Below are 16,155 nucleotides of genomic sequence, written 5' to 3'. Positions count from 1 at the left end.
ATGACTTTTGAATTTAAACAAATAGTTGAAGCTTATAAGCGTGCAAATAAATCTGGGTTAAAATCCGTTTTAGCTACAGTAGTAGCATTAGATGGTTCATCATATAGAAAACCAGGCGTACGTATGCTTATCCTTGAAAACGGTAAAATGATTGGTGCTGTGAGTGGTGGCTGTGTTGAAAAGGATATTAAACGCGAGGCACAATCTGTTTTTAAAACAGGTCAAGCAAAAATGATGACTTATGATGGTCGTTATCGTTTAGGCTGCGAAGGTATCCTCTACATATTAATTGAACTTTTTCATCCGAGTTTAGAATGTATTGATACTTTAAATAATTTTTTAAAAGGGAGAATTCCTTTCAGTATTCATTCAAATTACAAAAAGGAGGAAGGTGTAATTACTGGTTTAGGTAGTTTTATTCAATTTGAAGATTCTTCCTTTAAATTGTCTAATTTTTCAGAAGTCAATAAAGACCTTCCCATGTTTTCCGAAGAATTACCACCATGTTTTAAACTCATGATTTTTGGCGCGGAACATGATGCTGTAACACTTTGTCAATTGGCTAGTTTTAACGGCTGGGAAGTCACTGTAATTTCTGGACCATTAGAGTCTAAAACAATTACCGATTTTCCTGGTACTACATCATTTTTTTCAGTTTCTCCAGATGCCTTGGAATTGGATTCCATAGATAATGAAACAGCCATCGTTATAATGTCTCATAATTACGCTAATGACCTCAAGTATTTGTTAGAATTGAAAGACACCAAACCAGCTTACATTGGATTGTTGGGGCCTTCAAAACGTCGTGAGAAATTATTGTCTGAATTTTTAGAATACAGTCCTGATTTAGATGGTTCATTTATTGATAATATTCATGGACCTGCTGGGTTAAATATTGGAGCTGAAACACCTCAAGAAATTGCAATTTCTATTATATCAGAAATATTAAGCGTTGTGCGAGGCCAAAAGCCTATGTCTTTGAAAGAAAAACGTTCAGGAATTCACTCTAAAACAATTTAGTTTCGTTTAGGATGCCAAATATTACACATATTATTTTGGCTGCTGGTAGTTCGTCCAGAATGGGAAAACTTAAACAACTGCTTCCGTGGAAAGGAACATTTCTTTTGGATTATGTAATTGATAAGGTAATGAAAACCACTAACAATCGTGTAATTTTAGTACTAGGTTCGAATTATGATCAGATTAAAACAAAATTAGGAAATAAAGCAATTGACATCGTTATAAATGAAGAATGGGACAAAGGTCTGGGAGCTTCAATAGCTAAAGGTGTTTCTGCTGCTTTAAAGGATAATAAACCAGAGGCTATATTGACTTCACTTGTTGATCAACCTTTAATTCCAGAGAATTATTTTACAGAAATGATAAGTGCTTTTAAAGGTACACCTGAACAAATTATAGCATCTGACTATGGTCATGATAAACTAGGAGTTCCAGCACTTTTCGGAGCCAATTATTTTAATGATTTAATGACATTACAAACTGATAAAGGTGCTAAATCTATTATTCTAAAAAACAGAATACATGTTGACACCATTAACGCAAAAGAGTTTTTATCTGACCTCGATACAACAGAAGATTATCAAAAATTATATGCTGCTAACCACCAATAGTAATCATACTTCGGTTTTGATTATGTAAATCGGGTTTTTCTAACTTTTCTAAAGTATCCATACCACCACGAACTTTAAATTTTGTCTGAATGGCTTTTTGAATTAGGGGTTCTATAGATTTTCCTTCGCGTAAAGGCGTTAATAAATCGGATTCTGAAGAAGAGAACAGACAGTTTTTCAAGCGTCCGTTGGCTGTTAAACGAATACGATTACAACTATCGCAAAACGGATTAGTTACTGAACTAATAATGGCAAAAGATCCTTTATAATCTTTAATAGTATAATTTTTAGACGTATCGTTTGGCGCATCTTGTATTCTTATAACTTGTTTTTCGTTGAAATTTGAATGGACTATCTCCATAATTTTTGCGTACGATACCATTTTGGCTTTATCCCATTTGTTACCATCAAAAGGCATAAACTCTATAAAACGAACTGAAATGGGCAGTTCTTTAGTGAGTCCAATGAAATCAATAATTTCATTATCATTGAATCCTTTAATTAAAACTGCATTAAGCTTCACATTAAAGCCTTCTTTAATTAAAAGCATAATATTACCATAGACCTTATCAAAATCGTTTCGTCTTGTAATGGTTTTAAACTTTTCAGCATTTAAAGAATCTAAACTTACATTGATGTTTTTAATGTTACATGACTTTAGTATCTCAATAAAACGGTCTATAATTACAGCATTGGAAGTCATTGATAATTCAACAGGAAGTGATGCTAATTTTTTAAGTATAACGTCAATATCTCTTCTTACTAAAGGTTCACCACCTGTTAGTCGAATTTTTGTCACACCATTATCTACAAACGTTTTGGCAATTTCATAGACTTCGTCATAACTCATAATATGACTCTTTGGTGACAATTGAATACCTTCAGCAGGCATACAATAGGTGCATCGTAAATTGCAGAGTTCTGTGAGTGAAATCCTTAAATAGGTATGGTTTCTACCAAATGTATCTTGTAATATGTTTTTGTTTGTATCCATTAATTATGTCTAGCACCTTTTAAAATTCCAAACACATGCAATACAGCTGGAAATATGGCATCCATAGATTCTTTGGCTCCATTTGTTGAACCTGGTAGCGCTAATACTAAAGTGTTGTTTATTGTTCCTGCAACACTTCGCGATAGCATGGAATACGGTGTTCTATTTTGCCCATAACTGCGAATAGCTTCTTCAATTCCTGGAATTTTACGTTCTATTAATCCTTCTAAAGCTTCTGGTGTTACATCTCGTGAAGATAAACCAGTACCTCCTGTAAATATAATGAGATTAATGCCTTGGCTTTCGTACTGCTTAACCTTTTCTTGAATGGCATCTTTTTCATCTGGTATAATAGTATAATCTGATATGTTAACGTTACAATTTTCTAACTTATAAATGATAGCTTTTCCGGCTTTATCTTCTTTTTGACCAGCTGAAATCGTATCTGAACATACAACTACTGCAGCAGTAAGTTCATTCCTAAATCGATCTTTAAAATCGGATTTGCCACCTTTTTTGTTAAGTAGTTTTATATGATGGATTTCAACACCTTTATCTATAGGCTTCAGCATATCATACATATTTAAAGCAACAACTGATGCACCATGCATAGCTTCAACTTCAACACCTGTTTTATAAATGGTTTTAATAGTACAAGAAATGGTAATTTCTAAACCATTAATTTCATATTCAATTCCAGTAAATTCAATAGGTAAAGGATGACAATCTGGTAAAATGTCAGGCGTTTTTTTTACACCAAGTAAACCAGCAGCTTTACTCATAGCAAATACATTACCCTTTGGAACTGTATCATTTTCGATAGCCTGAATGGTTTCAGGTTTACTGACTTTTACCACAGCTTGAGCTGTAGCTATTCTTAATGTGTTTATTTTATGGGTGATGTCTACCATTTATATTTAATTTCTGATTTCTGAATCGATTTATGAGTTTACTTTCCATTGATGTGTTTCATCTTCAAATATTTCTTTTCCAAATACAGGAGCTTTTGCCTTAATTTCTTCTACTACATATTCCAAAGCTTTGAATACTTCTTTTCGTCTAGGTGAAGACACAAACACAAACAAGCAAATTTCACCTGCTTTTACCTTACCCAAACTGTGATAAATATGCATACAGGTTAAGTTGAATTTCTCGAAAGTAGCTTCTCTGATTTCATGGAATTTTTCATTTGCCATATCTTCATATGCCGTGTATTCAATAGCTGAAACTGTTTTGCCATCAATTTCATCTGCACGAACTTGACCTAAAAAAATGTTATGTGCACCAATACTTGTCTTTGTTTGGTGTTTCGCGATAGATTCTCCAATAAATTCTGAAGAAATAGCACCTTCTTTAAATACGTTTTTTATTTTTTTATCTTTCATATCGATTGTTTTTCAAATAAACTCATAACGCCACCTTTAAGGCTGTAGCAATTGGTAACACCTTGATTTAATAATATTTCAACTGCTTTTTTGCTTCTAATTCCAGACTGACAAAAAGCTACAATTGTTTGAGATGTATCGATTTGGTTTATATTTTCTTCAAGTTCTCTTAATGGAATTTGAAGGCAGTTTGATAATTCAATTTTAGGTTCTTCATGAAACTCCCTTACATCAACAAACTGAATATTTTTTTTGAAGTTGAGCTTATCATTGGTAATCTCTTTTACAGCAGTACAATTGTCTTCTATTGATAAATAGGATAAATCTGGTTGACTTTTTATTTTATCAATTTCAACTGGATTACGTTTAATTTTTAATGTTGATACTTCTGAAGTTTTAGAATTGTAACACAATAATTTACCAGATAATACACCATCAAAATTTAAAACGATTTTAATCACTTCATTAGCCATCATAGTACCAATAATACCTGGTAACACACCTAAAACACCAACTTCGGAACAATTAGCAATAGAGCCTTCTTTTGGTGGAATAGGGAATAGGCAACGATAGCTTGGGCCATGGTTGTAATTAAAAACAGAAACTTGCCCTTCAAATTTATAAATAGCGCCATAAACTACAGGTTTATTTAATTGTAAAGCGACATCGTTTATTAAATAGCGTGTGCTAAAATTATCGGTACCATCTACAATAATATCATAGTCCTTAAATATTTGAAGCACATTTTTTATTGTTAACTGTTCAGGGATGGCATAAATATTTATGGTTTCATTTAAATCTTCTAATCGTTTTTTGGCTGCAATGGCTTTGTTCATTCCTACTGATGATGTTCCAAACAACACTTGTCTTTGCAGGTTGCTAATATCCACTTTATCAAAATCTACAATGCCGACTTGACCAACACCTGAGGCTACAATATATTGTAGAACAGGACAACCTAAACCACCAGCTCCAATAACGAGTACTTTAGCCGAATTCAGTTTGTCTTGGCCTTTTTGACCAACTTCTGATAAAATGATATGTCTGCTATATCTACTCATAAATCATCCTCCAGAGAAAGGTGGTAACAATGCAATATCGCCACCTGTAATTTTAGAATCATTTGAAACGATTTCACGATTTTGAGCCACTTGAAAATCTTTTGTTTTTAAATCAGGATATTTTTCAAACAACTTTTCTAACACTTCCTCGATTTTTGTTCCTTGGAATTCTAATTGTTCTTCACCACATGAGGTAAGTTCTGCAATTAGTCCAAAATATTTAATGTTTAACTGCATATTCTATCTCTTTTAAATCGTCTATTGTATTTATATTCTTTACAAAATCTTCCCATTGAGAATTAATAATTATTGATTTAGTATTTAATTGTTTAACAGCCACGCGAAGTCTTCGTTCTCCTTCGTCGAGAAGTGCTTTGCATTTAACAGAACAGCGTTTATGATATAATGCTATTAATGGCATGGTTTTCTCTCCACTTTGTATTTGAACGACATCGTAATTCGTGTAGTCTGAATGTACTAAAACCTCTAAAATTTCCGTCTTAATAAGTGGAATATCACAGCTTAAAACTAGATTATAATCGGTTGGTGATTGACTTAATCCAGAATGAATACCAGCTAAAGGCCCTGAATCTTTTATAATATCTTCCACACGTTTATAGCCAAATTTATCATGAGTATTACTGTTGCTAACAATTATAATATCTTCAACTAAAGGCTTCATAGCATTTAAAACATGCTGAATAAATGATACCTTATTATAAGTTAGCAAACTTTTATCTGAACCCATTCTAGAGCTTTTGCCTCCAGCTAAAATAATTCCGGTTATATTTTCTTTTTTCTGCATCTAGACAAAAATTAATTTTATCGAAGCTATAATCAAAACAAAAGCTAAAAGCTGTCTTAAAATTTTATTGTTAAACTTTTTACTACCATAATAACTGCCTAAAAACCCACCGATTAACACTATTCCTACCAGAATAAAAGACTGCGATGAAATTTCAACACCACTCGAGAACTGACCAATTAATCCTGCAGCTGAATTTACCCAAATAAATAAAGCCGAAACAGCAGCCGCTTCTTTCATATTTCCCCAATGCAACAATAAAATTATAGGTGTTAATATAATGCCGCCACCAATACCAATTAGGCCTGAAAAGAAACCAATTATAGCACCTACAATTAAACCTTGCCAAAGTTTTACGTGATTTATTTTTTCACTTTCTTTTCCAAATACATTTAACATTTTTAAAATGGTGAAAATCAACAACACTGCTAAAATTCTTTTGTAAATGGTTGCTTCAATATCAATCATACCACCTACAAAAGCTAATGGAATCGAGCTTATGGCAAATGACCAAAATAATCTTTTATTAAAAAAACCAGCTTTATTATAATGTAAGAAAGCAATACCTGCTACAAACAAGTTAAGTAAAAGCGCTGTTGGTTTCATAGTTTCAGGGGTAAAGGAAAACATAGCCATTAAAGCTAAATACCCACTTGCTCCACCATGACCAACACTTGCGTATAAAAAGGCAACTATTGGAAGCAATAATAAAAAAGGCCAGATATAATCTATATCCAAAATCATTTAAGTTTTGACTGTTTTATTTGATGGTCTAAAAATTTCCAACAGTTTTCATTAATGGTTTCAAAAGTTTCAACTAAAGATTTTCCGTATTCAGTGAGCTCGGCGCCACCACCACCTTTGCCACCAATACTGGATGATGTAACTGGTTTTTCGGCACGTTTATTTACAGCATCTATCAACGACCAGGCTTTTTTATAAGACATACCAATAGATTTCGCAGCTTTAGAAAGCGAACCCGTTTCATCTATTGCTTTTAGTAAGCTTACACGGCCTTCACCCAGTAAAATTTCTCCATCAGCTTCAATCCAAATTCGACTTTTTATTTTATAGTCCATAATGTTTAATGTATTGGTAAAAGAATAGTTTCAACTTTATCACCCTTGATAATTTGTGTTATATCTTCATCTAAAAACACCAAAGCATTTGCAATTGCAAAGGTGTGTAGCATGGATGAATTTTGGCCTTCTAAAATTTCAACAGAGTCATTACTATATACAGCCTTTAAAAATTGTGCACGATTACCCTTTTTGATGAAATTAGACTGCGATACAGCATTAATTTTGTGTAATGAAAAATCTGAATTTCCATTTAATCTTTCTAGAGCAGTTAAAACGTATATGTAAAAACAAGTCAATGCTGCAGCCGGATTTCCGGGTAAGGCAAAAACGTATTTTTCATCTTTTTGACCAAAAAACAACGGTTTACCTGGTTTCTGTTTTACTTTATAGAAATGTTCAGTAACACCAAGCTCTTTTAAGGCGCTTCCAACAAAATCATAATCACCTACAGAAATCCCACCAGAAACAAGAAGAACATCATTTAAGTGTAAGACTTCTTTTAAAGTTTTTAGCGTTTTTTCATAGTTATCTGCAACTTGATGAATAGTAACATTATCATAACCAGATTTTTTTAAAGCAGACTCTAACATAGCAGCATTACTCTCAAAGATTTGTCCGTATTGTAATGGTTCGCCAGCTTGAGCTAATTCGTTACCTGTAACGACGATAGCAATTTTTGGTTTTTTATAAACTTTGACTTCGGTAATACCCAATGAGGTTAAATATGCTATTGCAGCTGAATTTAGTTTGGCACCTTTTTTAAGTGCTACATCGCCTTTAAGAACTTGTTCTCCAAGAGGTCTAATGTTAGTGTCTGGTTTAACCGATTCAGTTAAATACAATACTTCATTTTTAATAGTCGTTTTCTCTTGCATCATAACAGCATTGGCAGAGTCAGGAACTGGTGCACCAGTGAATATGCGAACCGCTTCTCCAGGTTTTAACAAGGGATTAATGTTGTCACCTGCTTTTATTTCGCCTTTTAACTCATAGTTTAAATTACTATGAATATTTAGAGCATAACCATCCATTGCAGATTGCCGAAATGGAGGCATATTAATTGGAGATAAAATATCAGAAGATATAACACAATTAATTGCATTATTGATGTTAATGGTCTCTGAATGAATGGTGATTTCACATGATTTTTTGATGGACACTAATGCTTTTTTAACTGAAATCATAATCTTCGTTATGTGTTGTCAAATATAGCGATTTTATTAATTAAAAGAAACAGAGAATGTTAGTTTACTATTTAGAATATTTGTAAATAAACATTTATAGTGCATTGCATTTTTTTTATTCTTAAATTAAAGCCTCATTAAAATCCACTAAAGATATGCCTATAAAAAGCTATTTGGCTCATCCGTTTGAAGGTAAAAAAGCAGAATTAGTTAAGGCCATTTCAGTCATAAAACAATGCGAAGTCATTCCAGCTGAAAATAGAGATGTTCTAGTCGTAGTTACAGAAACATACAGTCGAGAAGAAGAAGACCTATTAAAAGAGCAGCTAGAAGCCATTTCCAGTTTAAAGCTTTTGGCAATGGTTTCAGGATTTAATACCCCACAAAAACATTAAACTATGTATACTTCAATTACTAGCAGAAGAAGTTTTATAAAGAAGATGGCAACGCTTTCTGCCATAACAGCAGCAGCAACCATGTTTCCAGGAATTTTATTTGCAGACGAACAGGAAAGAGGACTGCCGACTAATGGAAATCTAGATTGGAAAAAAGCTCCATGTAGATTTTGTGGTGTTGGTTGCGGTGTGCTTGTTGGGATAGAAGATGGCAAAGCTGTTGCCGTAAAAGGAGATCCAAAATCATCGGTCAATAAAGGGCTTTGTTGCGTTAAAGGTTACCATTCTGTTATGGCTATGTACGGCACAGATCGTTTAACCAAACCATTGGTGAAAAAGAACGGTACTTATGTTGAGACCTCCATGAAAGAAGCCTTGGATTTAATTGCCTCTAAAATGAAAGAGACCATAGATGCCCATGGGAAGGATGCTGTCTCTATTTATGGTTCTGGACAATGGACTATTCCAGATGGATATGTGGCTTCTAAATTGTTTAAGGGTTGTATAGGTACTAATAATGTTGAAGCTAATGCCAGATTGTGTATGGCAAGTGCAGTGACAGGATTTATGACTTCCTTTGGGATAGATGAACCAATGGGATGTTATGATGATATTGATCACGCGGATGTCTTTTTCCTTTGGGGAAATAATATGGCAGAAATGCACCCTGTTTTATTTTCACGAATATTAGACCAACGATTAAAACGAGGAGTAAAGATTATTGATTTTGCAACACGAACTACTCGGACAAGTATGGCTGCAGATAAATCCATTTTATTTCGTCCTCAAACAGATTTAGCTGTGGCAAACGCTATTTGTTATGAGATTATTAATAATGGTTGGGTAAACCAATCTTTTGTTGAAAAGCATTGTAATTTTAATAAGGGATTAACCAACATGGGATATGGATTAGAGGATAACTATTCGTTTACCGATAAACCAGAAAAAATAAGTTTTGAAGATTATAAAAATTTCTTGGAAGATTACACACCTGAAAAGGTGGAAAAAATATCAGGTGTGTCTGCCAAGGACATAAAATATATGGCTTCTTTCTATGGTGATCCAAATAAAAAAGTTATGTCCGTTTGGTGTATGGGAATGAACCAACACTCACGTGGTACTTGGATTAATAATTTAGTATATAACATCCATTTGTTAACGGGAAAAATTTCAACACCTGGTAATAGCCCATTTTCATTAACAGGACAACCTTCGGCTTGTGGAACTGTACGAGAAGTAGGAACGCTTACCCATAAATTACCACATGGAGTGGTTATGAATGAAGAGCACCGAAAGTTTGCAGCAGAAATTTGGGATGTCCCAGTAGAAAATATTCCATCAAAACCAACTTACCATACAGTTGAAATGTTTCGGGCATTAGATCGTGGCGACATCCGATTTATGTGGATACAAGTTACAAATCCTATGGTAACCATGCCAAAATTAAAACGCTATCGAGATGCGACAAAAAAGGAAGGACGTTTTATAGTTGTATCTGATATATACCCAACACCAACTACCGACATAGCAGATGTTATTCTACCTTCGGCCATGTGGATAGAACGCGAAGGTATGTATGGCAATTCAGAACGACGCACACAGTATTTTGAGCAAATGGTAGAACCACCTGGTGAAGCTATGAGTGATACATGGCAATTAGTAGAAGTGGCAAAGCGTCTCGGTTTTGAAAAACAGTTCTATTATAATGAAGAAACACATATTGAAGAGATTTATAATGAGTATCGTCGACACCATGATAATAAAAAGCATAACATGGCACCATTGGAAGTCTTAAAAGAAGAATCTGGCGTGCTATGGCCTTATGTAGATGGAAAATCTACCAAATGGCGATTTAATGCAAAATACGATCCAGCATGCAGTAATGGTGAAGACTTTCATTTTTACGGAAAACCAGATGGTAAAGCAGTTATTTGGCAACGTCCTTACGAACCTGCTGCCGAAGAGCCTGACGATGAGTATCCATTCTGGTTAAATACGGGACGTGTTGTAGAACATTGGCATACAGGTTCTATGACTAGACGTATTCCTGTGTTACATAAAGCTATGCCTCATGCTTATGTGGAATTAAATCCAGGCGATGCAGAACGCTTACAAATAAAAACAGGAGACAATGTATTACTCACAACAAGACGCGGTAAAATTACACTTCCAGCCTCTGTAAACGAAAGAGGTGTGCCAACACCAAATCAAGTGTTTGTACCTTTTTTTGATGAGAATATGTTAATTAATGATATTACTTTAGATTCATTTTGTCCGATTTCCAAAGAGCCGGATTATAAGAAGTGTGCAGTTAAGGTAGAAAAGGCCTAGTTATGAAAAAACGTTTAGGTATTATATCATTATTTGTAATTCTATTTGCAGCATTTATTGCAGTATGGAATTATAGTTATTATGAAGGGTTAGAAGAAGCCTATATTCCTATTGAAAACAATAATCCAACTCCAATGATTCCATCAGAAACAGGTGTTTTTGAACGTTCTGATTTAGGTTTAGAATATGCCAATATGCCTATTGATGAAAACCATCAACGAAGCTTAGATGGGTATTATGATAATAGGGCCTATCATGGTGCACCACCAAGTATTCCTCATCCAGTAAAAGAGGAACGAAGTATGGGAGGAAAAACGTGTTTACAATGTCATGAAAATGGAGGTTTCACAGAGAAGTTTAATGCTTACGCACCTGTGACACCACATCCAGAAATGGTGAATTGTAGACAATGTCATGTGCCATTAAAAACACAAAGTTTATTCAAAGGCACTAATTTTCCAGAGCTAGAAGCGCCAGCAGTTGGTGTAAACAATGCGTTGATAGGTAGTCCACCTGTGATTCCCCATCAAATTCAAATGCGAGAAAATTGCTTGTCTTGTCATGCTGGCCCGAGTGCTCCTAAAGAGATACGGGTTACGCATCCAGAACGTATTAATTGCAGGCAATGTCATGTTCTGAATAATAAAGAAATTAGAGATATCGGTAATTTTTCAAGGCAACATAGTTATGAATAAACATACAGTCGCTATCCAATTTATTGTAATTACGGTATTAGCGTTAAGCATATACTCATGTAAACATAAAGAAGATGAATATCATAATGTAATTGAAAAAATTGAAGCTAAAAGTAAAGAATATAAAGGAGTAACGGTTTCATCAGAATCTTATTTTGATAATATTGAACTGATAGAGATTTCAGAAGATGGCACATCTTTTTTAATACCAGATAGGAAAAATCAAATTCAGTCTTATGCTTGTACAGAATGCCATTCAAAACCATTGCAAGATATGGAAAACACAGATTTGAAAAAGGCACACTGGGATATTGAGATTGTACACGCGAACGAAAACACTATGAATTGTACAACTTGTCACAATCCAGAAAACATGGATAACTTAAAAAGTTTGACTAGTAACCATATCGATTTTAATGCAAGTTATCAATTGTGCAGCCAATGTCACACCAAACAGTTTGAAGATTGGAAAGGAGGTGCGCATGGTAAAGAAATAGGCGGTTGGGCACCACCAAGGGCTTCACTAACCTGTGTAAATTGCCATAATCCTCACAATCCTGCGTTTGGAACAAAATGGCCAGCTCGATTTAATACACAAAAAATAAAAGAAAGAAAATAATTAGGTATGAGCAATAACAACAAAAAATGGTTTTCTCTAAACCTAAACAGTAGAAAAAAAGAATCCAATACTTGTGGTTGTGGAAACGCGTCTGGTGGATGCCATTCAAATGCTCCTAAACAAGAGTTGAGTGAGAAAGAGTTTTTCGATGCAGCAGTAAATGCCTCAATTGGAGAAGAAAGAACCAGAGATGGTTTTGACCAAGTTTTCGATGTGAAAATGGATAGACGTTCGGCATTTAAAAAGTTAACAGCAAGTTTATTAATAGGAGCTGGAGCTGTTTCTACATCATGTAGCGTGATTACAGATGACGAAACCAAGGAAAAGGCACAGATAGATTGGGAAGAGCAATTTAAAGGTAATTATAAATTGATGTCTGACGATGAGAAGAAAGCAACGGTGGATAGATTGGTGCGTTCGTATCAATTACGTACTGGAAAAACCATAAGCATGTCTTCAAAAAACGCAGAAGCCGATGTGCTGTTTGGTTATGCATTTAATATTTCAAAATGTCAAGGCTATATGGATTGTGTAAGTGCCTGTGTTAAGGAAAATAATCAAGATAGGAGTTCACAAATGCAATATATTCGCATTCATGAAATGAAAGATGGTAAAGGTTTATCGTTTGATGAAGCTGATGATAACTACTACCATGAAGTTCCAGCGGAAGGACACTTTTATTTGGGTACGCAATGTTTTCATTGTGATAATCCTCCTTGTGTTGAAGTTTGTCCTGTACAAGCGACATGGCGTGAAGATGATGGTTTGGTTGTCGTTGATTACGATTGGTGTGTTGGTTGTAGATACTGTATGGCAGCTTGCCCTTATGACGGCCGTCGATTTAATTGGAGTAAGCCGGAAGTTCCTGAAAACGAAGTAAACCATAACCAACATTATTTAGGAAACCGCATGCGGAAAAAGGGGGTTATGGAAAAATGTACATTTTGTGTACAACGTTCTAGGTCTGGTAAAAACCCTGCATGTGTTGAAGCTTGTCCAACAGGAGCACGAGTATTTGGGAATTTATTAGACCCTAATAGTACTATTCGTTGGGTATTAGAGAATAAAAAAGTATTTAGGCTAAAAGAAGATTTGGGAACAGAACCTAAATTCTGGTACTACATGGATTAATATTTAGAATGGCAAAACCGATTTTATGAGACAACTTAAAGTTTTTTCAAGTTTAGTTAAGGACAGTTTAGATACCATTACTCACGGTTCAAAAAAGTACCATATTTGGATGGCATTTTTAACCTTTATCATGCTTGTGGGTATGTATTGTTATTCTATTCAATTAGATGAAGGTTTACAAGTTACCGGAATGACAGATCGTGTAAGTTGGGGATTGTATATATCCAATTTTACCTTTTTAGTGGGTGTGGCAGCAGCAGCAGTAATGTTAGTTATGCCAACATACGTATTAAAAGATATAGATTTTAAACAAGCTGTTTTAATTGGTGAAGGATTGGCAGTTGCCGCTTTAATTATGTGTTTAGCCTTTGTTGTTGCCGATATGGGAGGTCCTTCAGTACTTTGGCATATGATTCCTGGAATAGGAGTGTTTAATTTTCCAAACTCCATGTTAACTTGGGATGTTTTGGTTTTAAATGGCTATTTATTTTTAAATATTACGATTCCGTTTTACATACTCTTCAGACATTATCAAGGAAAGGATTCCAATCCTAAAGTTTATGTTCCCGGAGCTATATTGTCTGTTTTTTGGGCTGTTGCGATACATTTAGTCACGGCATTCTTGTATCAAGGTTTACAAGCACGTCCATTTTGGAATAATGCATTATTAGGACCGCGTTTTTTGGCATCAGCGTTTGCTGCTGGACCTGCATTAATTATATTAGTTTTGGCCATTATCAGAACGTTTACCGAATTTAATATTAAAGACAAGACGATAAAGAAAATCGCATTAGTGGTTACTGTGGCAGCTCAAATTAATTTAATTATGTTGTTTTCTGAGTTGTTTAAAGAATTCTATGCTCCAACCCATCATAGTGAAAGTGCCTATTATTTGTTTTTTGGATTACATGGTAAAGGCGCTCTTTTACCTTGGATTTGGACTGCAATTCCACTAAATATTTTAGCAACGGTACTACTAACATTCCATAAATTAAGAAACAATCTAAAGGTGCTCTATTTCTGTTGTTTTATCTTATTCGTTGCCATTTGGATTGAGAAAGGATTCGGATTAATTGTTCCTGGATTTATTCCTGGGCCTTATGGTAAAATAGCTGAATATACACCAACTGGAATCGAGATTGGTGTTACGTTAGGTATCTGGGCATTAGGCGCTATGGTTTTTACAGTTCTTGCCAAAACAGCCATTAAAATTGAAACAGGAAAATTACGTTATAAGAATAGTCAATAATTAGTAATTCAAATACTTTTCTTACATTTATTGGAAAGATTCTCAAATGCTTAAAAAAGTTTTTGCTAGTGCCGTGTTTGGTGTGGAAGCCTCAACAGTAGTAGTTGAAGTAAATGTAGATAAGGGCATAGGATATCACCTTGTTGGGTTACCAGATAATGCCATAAAAGAAAGTAACTATCGTATAGCTGCAGCACTGCAAAACAATGGTTATAAAATTCCGGGAAAGAAGATTATCATTAATATGTCCCCAGCTGATTTAAGGAAGGAGGGAAGTGCATACGATTTAACTTTGGCTATTGGAATTTTAGCGGCATCCAATCAAATACAGGCAGAACATTTAGAAGATTATCTTATTATGGGAGAGCTGTCATTGGATGGTTCTTTGCAACCTATAAAAGGTGCTTTACCTATTGCCATAAAGGCACGAGAGGAAGGATTTAAGGGGTTTATTCTCCCAATTCAAAATGCAAAAGAGGCAGCTATAGTAAATGACCTTGAAGTTTTTGGTGTGGAAAACATTGAGCAAGTCATAAACTTCTTTGATAAAGGCGAGAAGTTAGAACAAACCATAATTGATACACGAGCAGAATTCGAAAAGCAACTTAATTTCCCAGAATTTGATTTTTCTGATGTAAAAGGTCAAGAAGGTATTAAGCGTTGTATGGAAATAGCTGCTGCTGGTGGACATAATATTATTTTAATTGGTCCGCCAGGTGCTGGTAAAACCATGCTTGCAAAGCGTTTGCCAAGTATTTTACCACCAATGACATTAAGTGAAGCCTTAGAAACCACTAAAATACATTCAGTTGTTGGGCGTGTTAAAGAAAATACAGGATTAATGTCGCAACGTCCTTTTAGAAGTCCACATCATACTATTTCTAATGTCGCATTAGTAGGTGGTGGTAGTTACCCACAACCAGGTGAAATTTCCCTATCCCATAATGGTGTTTTGTTTCTTGACGAATTACCAGAATTTAAAAGAGAGGTTTTAGAAGTCATGCGTCAACCTTTAGAAGATAGAGAAGTAACAATCTCTCGAGCCAAATTTACGGTGACTTATCCGTCATCATTTATGTTAGTTGCTAGTATGAATCCGAGTCCAGGTGGTTATTTTAATGACCCAGATGCACCTGTTACCTCGTCACCTGCCGAAATGCAACGTTATTTGAGTAAGATTTCAGGACCATTGTTAGATAGGATAGACATTCATATTGAAGTTACTCCTGTGCCTTTTGAAAAACTGTCAGATGATAGAAAAGCAGAGTCATCAGTAGATATAAGAAAACGTGTTACTGCTGCTAGAGAAATTCAAACCAAGCGTTTTAAAGAATCTAATAAAGTGCATTATAATGCCCAAATGAACACCAAGCAGATAAGAAAGCACTGTAAGTTGGATGATGACTCTATGCAATTATTAAAAACAGCAATGGAACGATTGAATTTATCCGCTCGTGCATACGATCGTATTTTAAAAGTAGCAAGAACTATTGCTGACTTGGAACACTCTGATTGTATAAATGGCTCACATATAAGTGAAGCTATTCAATATAGAAGTTTAGACAGGGAAGGTTGGCTAGGCTAATTTTTTTG

18 protein-coding genes are annotated in these 16,155 nt (G+C 34.6%); 9 read left to right on the top strand and 9 right to left on the bottom strand.

Translation table 11 applies throughout. The features are described 5' to 3' along the window. Positions 1–1,020 carry an XdhC family protein gene (locus tag MTX13_RS13810; protein ID WP_250436966.1) on the top strand — a complete coding sequence of 340 codons (1,020 nt, stop codon included), beginning with the start codon at positions 1–3 and terminating at the stop codon, positions 1,018–1,020. Positions 1,021–1,031: 11 nt separating this feature from the next. Continuing rightward, entirely contained in the window at positions 1,032–1,631 is a 600-nt protein-coding gene (locus tag MTX13_RS13805) for a nucleotidyltransferase family protein (protein ID WP_250436964.1), read from the top strand. Here MTX13_RS13805 and moaA read toward each other — a convergent pair. The 9 genes from moaA to MTX13_RS13760 are packed head-to-tail and all read right to left on the bottom strand — an operon-like array spanning position 1,618 to position 8,142. Then, on the bottom strand, positions 1,618–2,625 hold the full coding sequence (gene moaA / locus MTX13_RS13800; protein ID WP_250436962.1) for a GTP 3',8-cyclase MoaA: 1,008 nt from the start codon (positions 2,623–2,625) through the stop codon (positions 1,618–1,620). The genes MTX13_RS13805 and moaA overlap by 14 nt on opposite strands. Next, positions 2,625–3,536: a bifunctional molybdenum cofactor biosynthesis protein MoaC/MoaB gene (gene moaCB, locus MTX13_RS13795; RefSeq protein ID WP_250436960.1), complete on the bottom strand. Its 912-nt coding sequence runs from the start codon at positions 3,534–3,536 to the stop codon at positions 2,625–2,627. The genes moaA and moaCB overlap by 1 nt, the downstream gene beginning before the upstream one ends. Positions 3,537–3,566: 30 nt before the next feature. Then, positions 3,567–4,010 carry a molybdenum cofactor biosynthesis protein MoaE gene (locus MTX13_RS13790; RefSeq protein WP_250436958.1) on the bottom strand — a complete coding sequence of 148 codons (444 nt, stop codon included), beginning with the start codon at positions 4,008–4,010 and terminating at the stop codon, positions 3,567–3,569. Next, positions 4,007–5,071: a HesA/MoeB/ThiF family protein gene (locus MTX13_RS13785; protein ID WP_250436956.1), complete on the bottom strand. Its 1,065-nt coding sequence runs from the start codon at positions 5,069–5,071 to the stop codon at positions 4,007–4,009. Before MTX13_RS13785 ends, MTX13_RS13790 begins: the two co-directional genes overlap by 4 nt. Positions 5,072–5,074: 3 nt before the next feature. After that, the gene (locus MTX13_RS13780; RefSeq protein WP_250436954.1) at positions 5,075–5,308 is read right to left on the bottom strand and encodes a MoaD/ThiS family protein; all 234 of its coding nucleotides are present in this window, start codon (positions 5,306–5,308) and stop codon (positions 5,075–5,077) included. Then, entirely contained in the window at positions 5,292–5,876 is a 585-nt protein-coding gene (mobA, locus tag MTX13_RS13775) for a molybdenum cofactor guanylyltransferase (protein WP_250436952.1), read from the bottom strand. The genes MTX13_RS13780 and mobA overlap by 17 nt, the downstream gene beginning before the upstream one ends. Continuing rightward, positions 5,877–6,620: a sulfite exporter TauE/SafE family protein gene (locus MTX13_RS13770; RefSeq protein WP_250436950.1), complete on the bottom strand. Its 744-nt coding sequence runs from the start codon at positions 6,618–6,620 to the stop codon at positions 5,877–5,879. Beyond that, the gene (locus MTX13_RS13765; RefSeq protein WP_250436948.1) at positions 6,617–6,955 is read right to left on the bottom strand and encodes a winged helix-turn-helix domain-containing protein; all 339 of its coding nucleotides are present in this window, start codon (positions 6,953–6,955) and stop codon (positions 6,617–6,619) included. Before MTX13_RS13765 ends, MTX13_RS13770 begins: the two co-directional genes overlap by 4 nt. Positions 6,956–6,960: 5 nt before the next feature. Further along, the gene (locus MTX13_RS13760; RefSeq protein ID WP_250436946.1) at positions 6,961–8,142 is read right to left on the bottom strand and encodes a molybdopterin molybdotransferase MoeA; all 1,182 of its coding nucleotides are present in this window, start codon (positions 8,140–8,142) and stop codon (positions 6,961–6,963) included. A gap of 155 nt (positions 8,143–8,297) precedes the next feature. Here MTX13_RS13760 and MTX13_RS13755 point away from each other — a divergent pair, with 155 nt between their 5' ends. The 7 genes from MTX13_RS13755 to MTX13_RS13725 are packed head-to-tail and all read left to right on the top strand — an operon-like array spanning position 8,298 to position 16,147. Beyond that, on the top strand, positions 8,298–8,537 hold the full coding sequence (locus MTX13_RS13755; RefSeq protein WP_250436945.1) for a hypothetical protein: 240 nt from the start codon (positions 8,298–8,300) through the stop codon (positions 8,535–8,537). 3 nt (positions 8,538–8,540) lie between these two features. Then, complete coding sequence (locus MTX13_RS13750) at positions 8,541–10,868, top strand: molybdopterin-dependent oxidoreductase (protein ID WP_250436943.1); 2,328 nt, start codon at positions 8,541–8,543, stop codon at positions 10,866–10,868. Positions 10,869–10,870: 2 nt separating this feature from the next. Then, positions 10,871–11,563 carry a multiheme c-type cytochrome gene (locus MTX13_RS13745; protein ID WP_250436935.1) on the top strand — a complete coding sequence of 231 codons (693 nt, stop codon included), beginning with the start codon at positions 10,871–10,873 and terminating at the stop codon, positions 11,561–11,563. After that, complete coding sequence (locus MTX13_RS13740) at positions 11,556–12,182, top strand: cytochrome c3 family protein (RefSeq protein ID WP_250436934.1); 627 nt, start codon at positions 11,556–11,558, stop codon at positions 12,180–12,182. Before MTX13_RS13745 ends, MTX13_RS13740 begins: the two co-directional genes overlap by 8 nt. Before the next feature lie 6 nt (positions 12,183–12,188). Then, positions 12,189–13,313 (top strand): 4Fe-4S dicluster domain-containing protein, encoded by a 1,125-nt coding sequence (locus MTX13_RS13735; protein ID WP_250436932.1) that lies wholly within the window; start codon positions 12,189–12,191, stop codon positions 13,311–13,313. 25 nt (positions 13,314–13,338) lie between these two features. Then, positions 13,339–14,562, top strand: a complete 1,224-nt coding sequence (dsrP, locus tag MTX13_RS13730; RefSeq protein WP_250436930.1) for a sulfate reduction electron transfer complex DsrMKJOP subunit DsrP — start codon at positions 13,339–13,341, stop codon at positions 14,560–14,562. 46 nt (positions 14,563–14,608) lie between these two features. After that, entirely contained in the window at positions 14,609–16,147 is a 1,539-nt protein-coding gene (locus tag MTX13_RS13725) for a YifB family Mg chelatase-like AAA ATPase (RefSeq protein ID WP_250436928.1), read from the top strand. Positions 16,148–16,155: the final 8 nt, after the last annotated feature.

Source organism: Hanstruepera flava, from assembly GCF_023634025.1.
Classification (GTDB): Bacteria; Bacteroidota; Bacteroidia; order Flavobacteriales; family Flavobacteriaceae; genus Hanstruepera; species Hanstruepera flava.
This window is presented reverse-complemented; position numbering and strand designations above follow the sequence as displayed.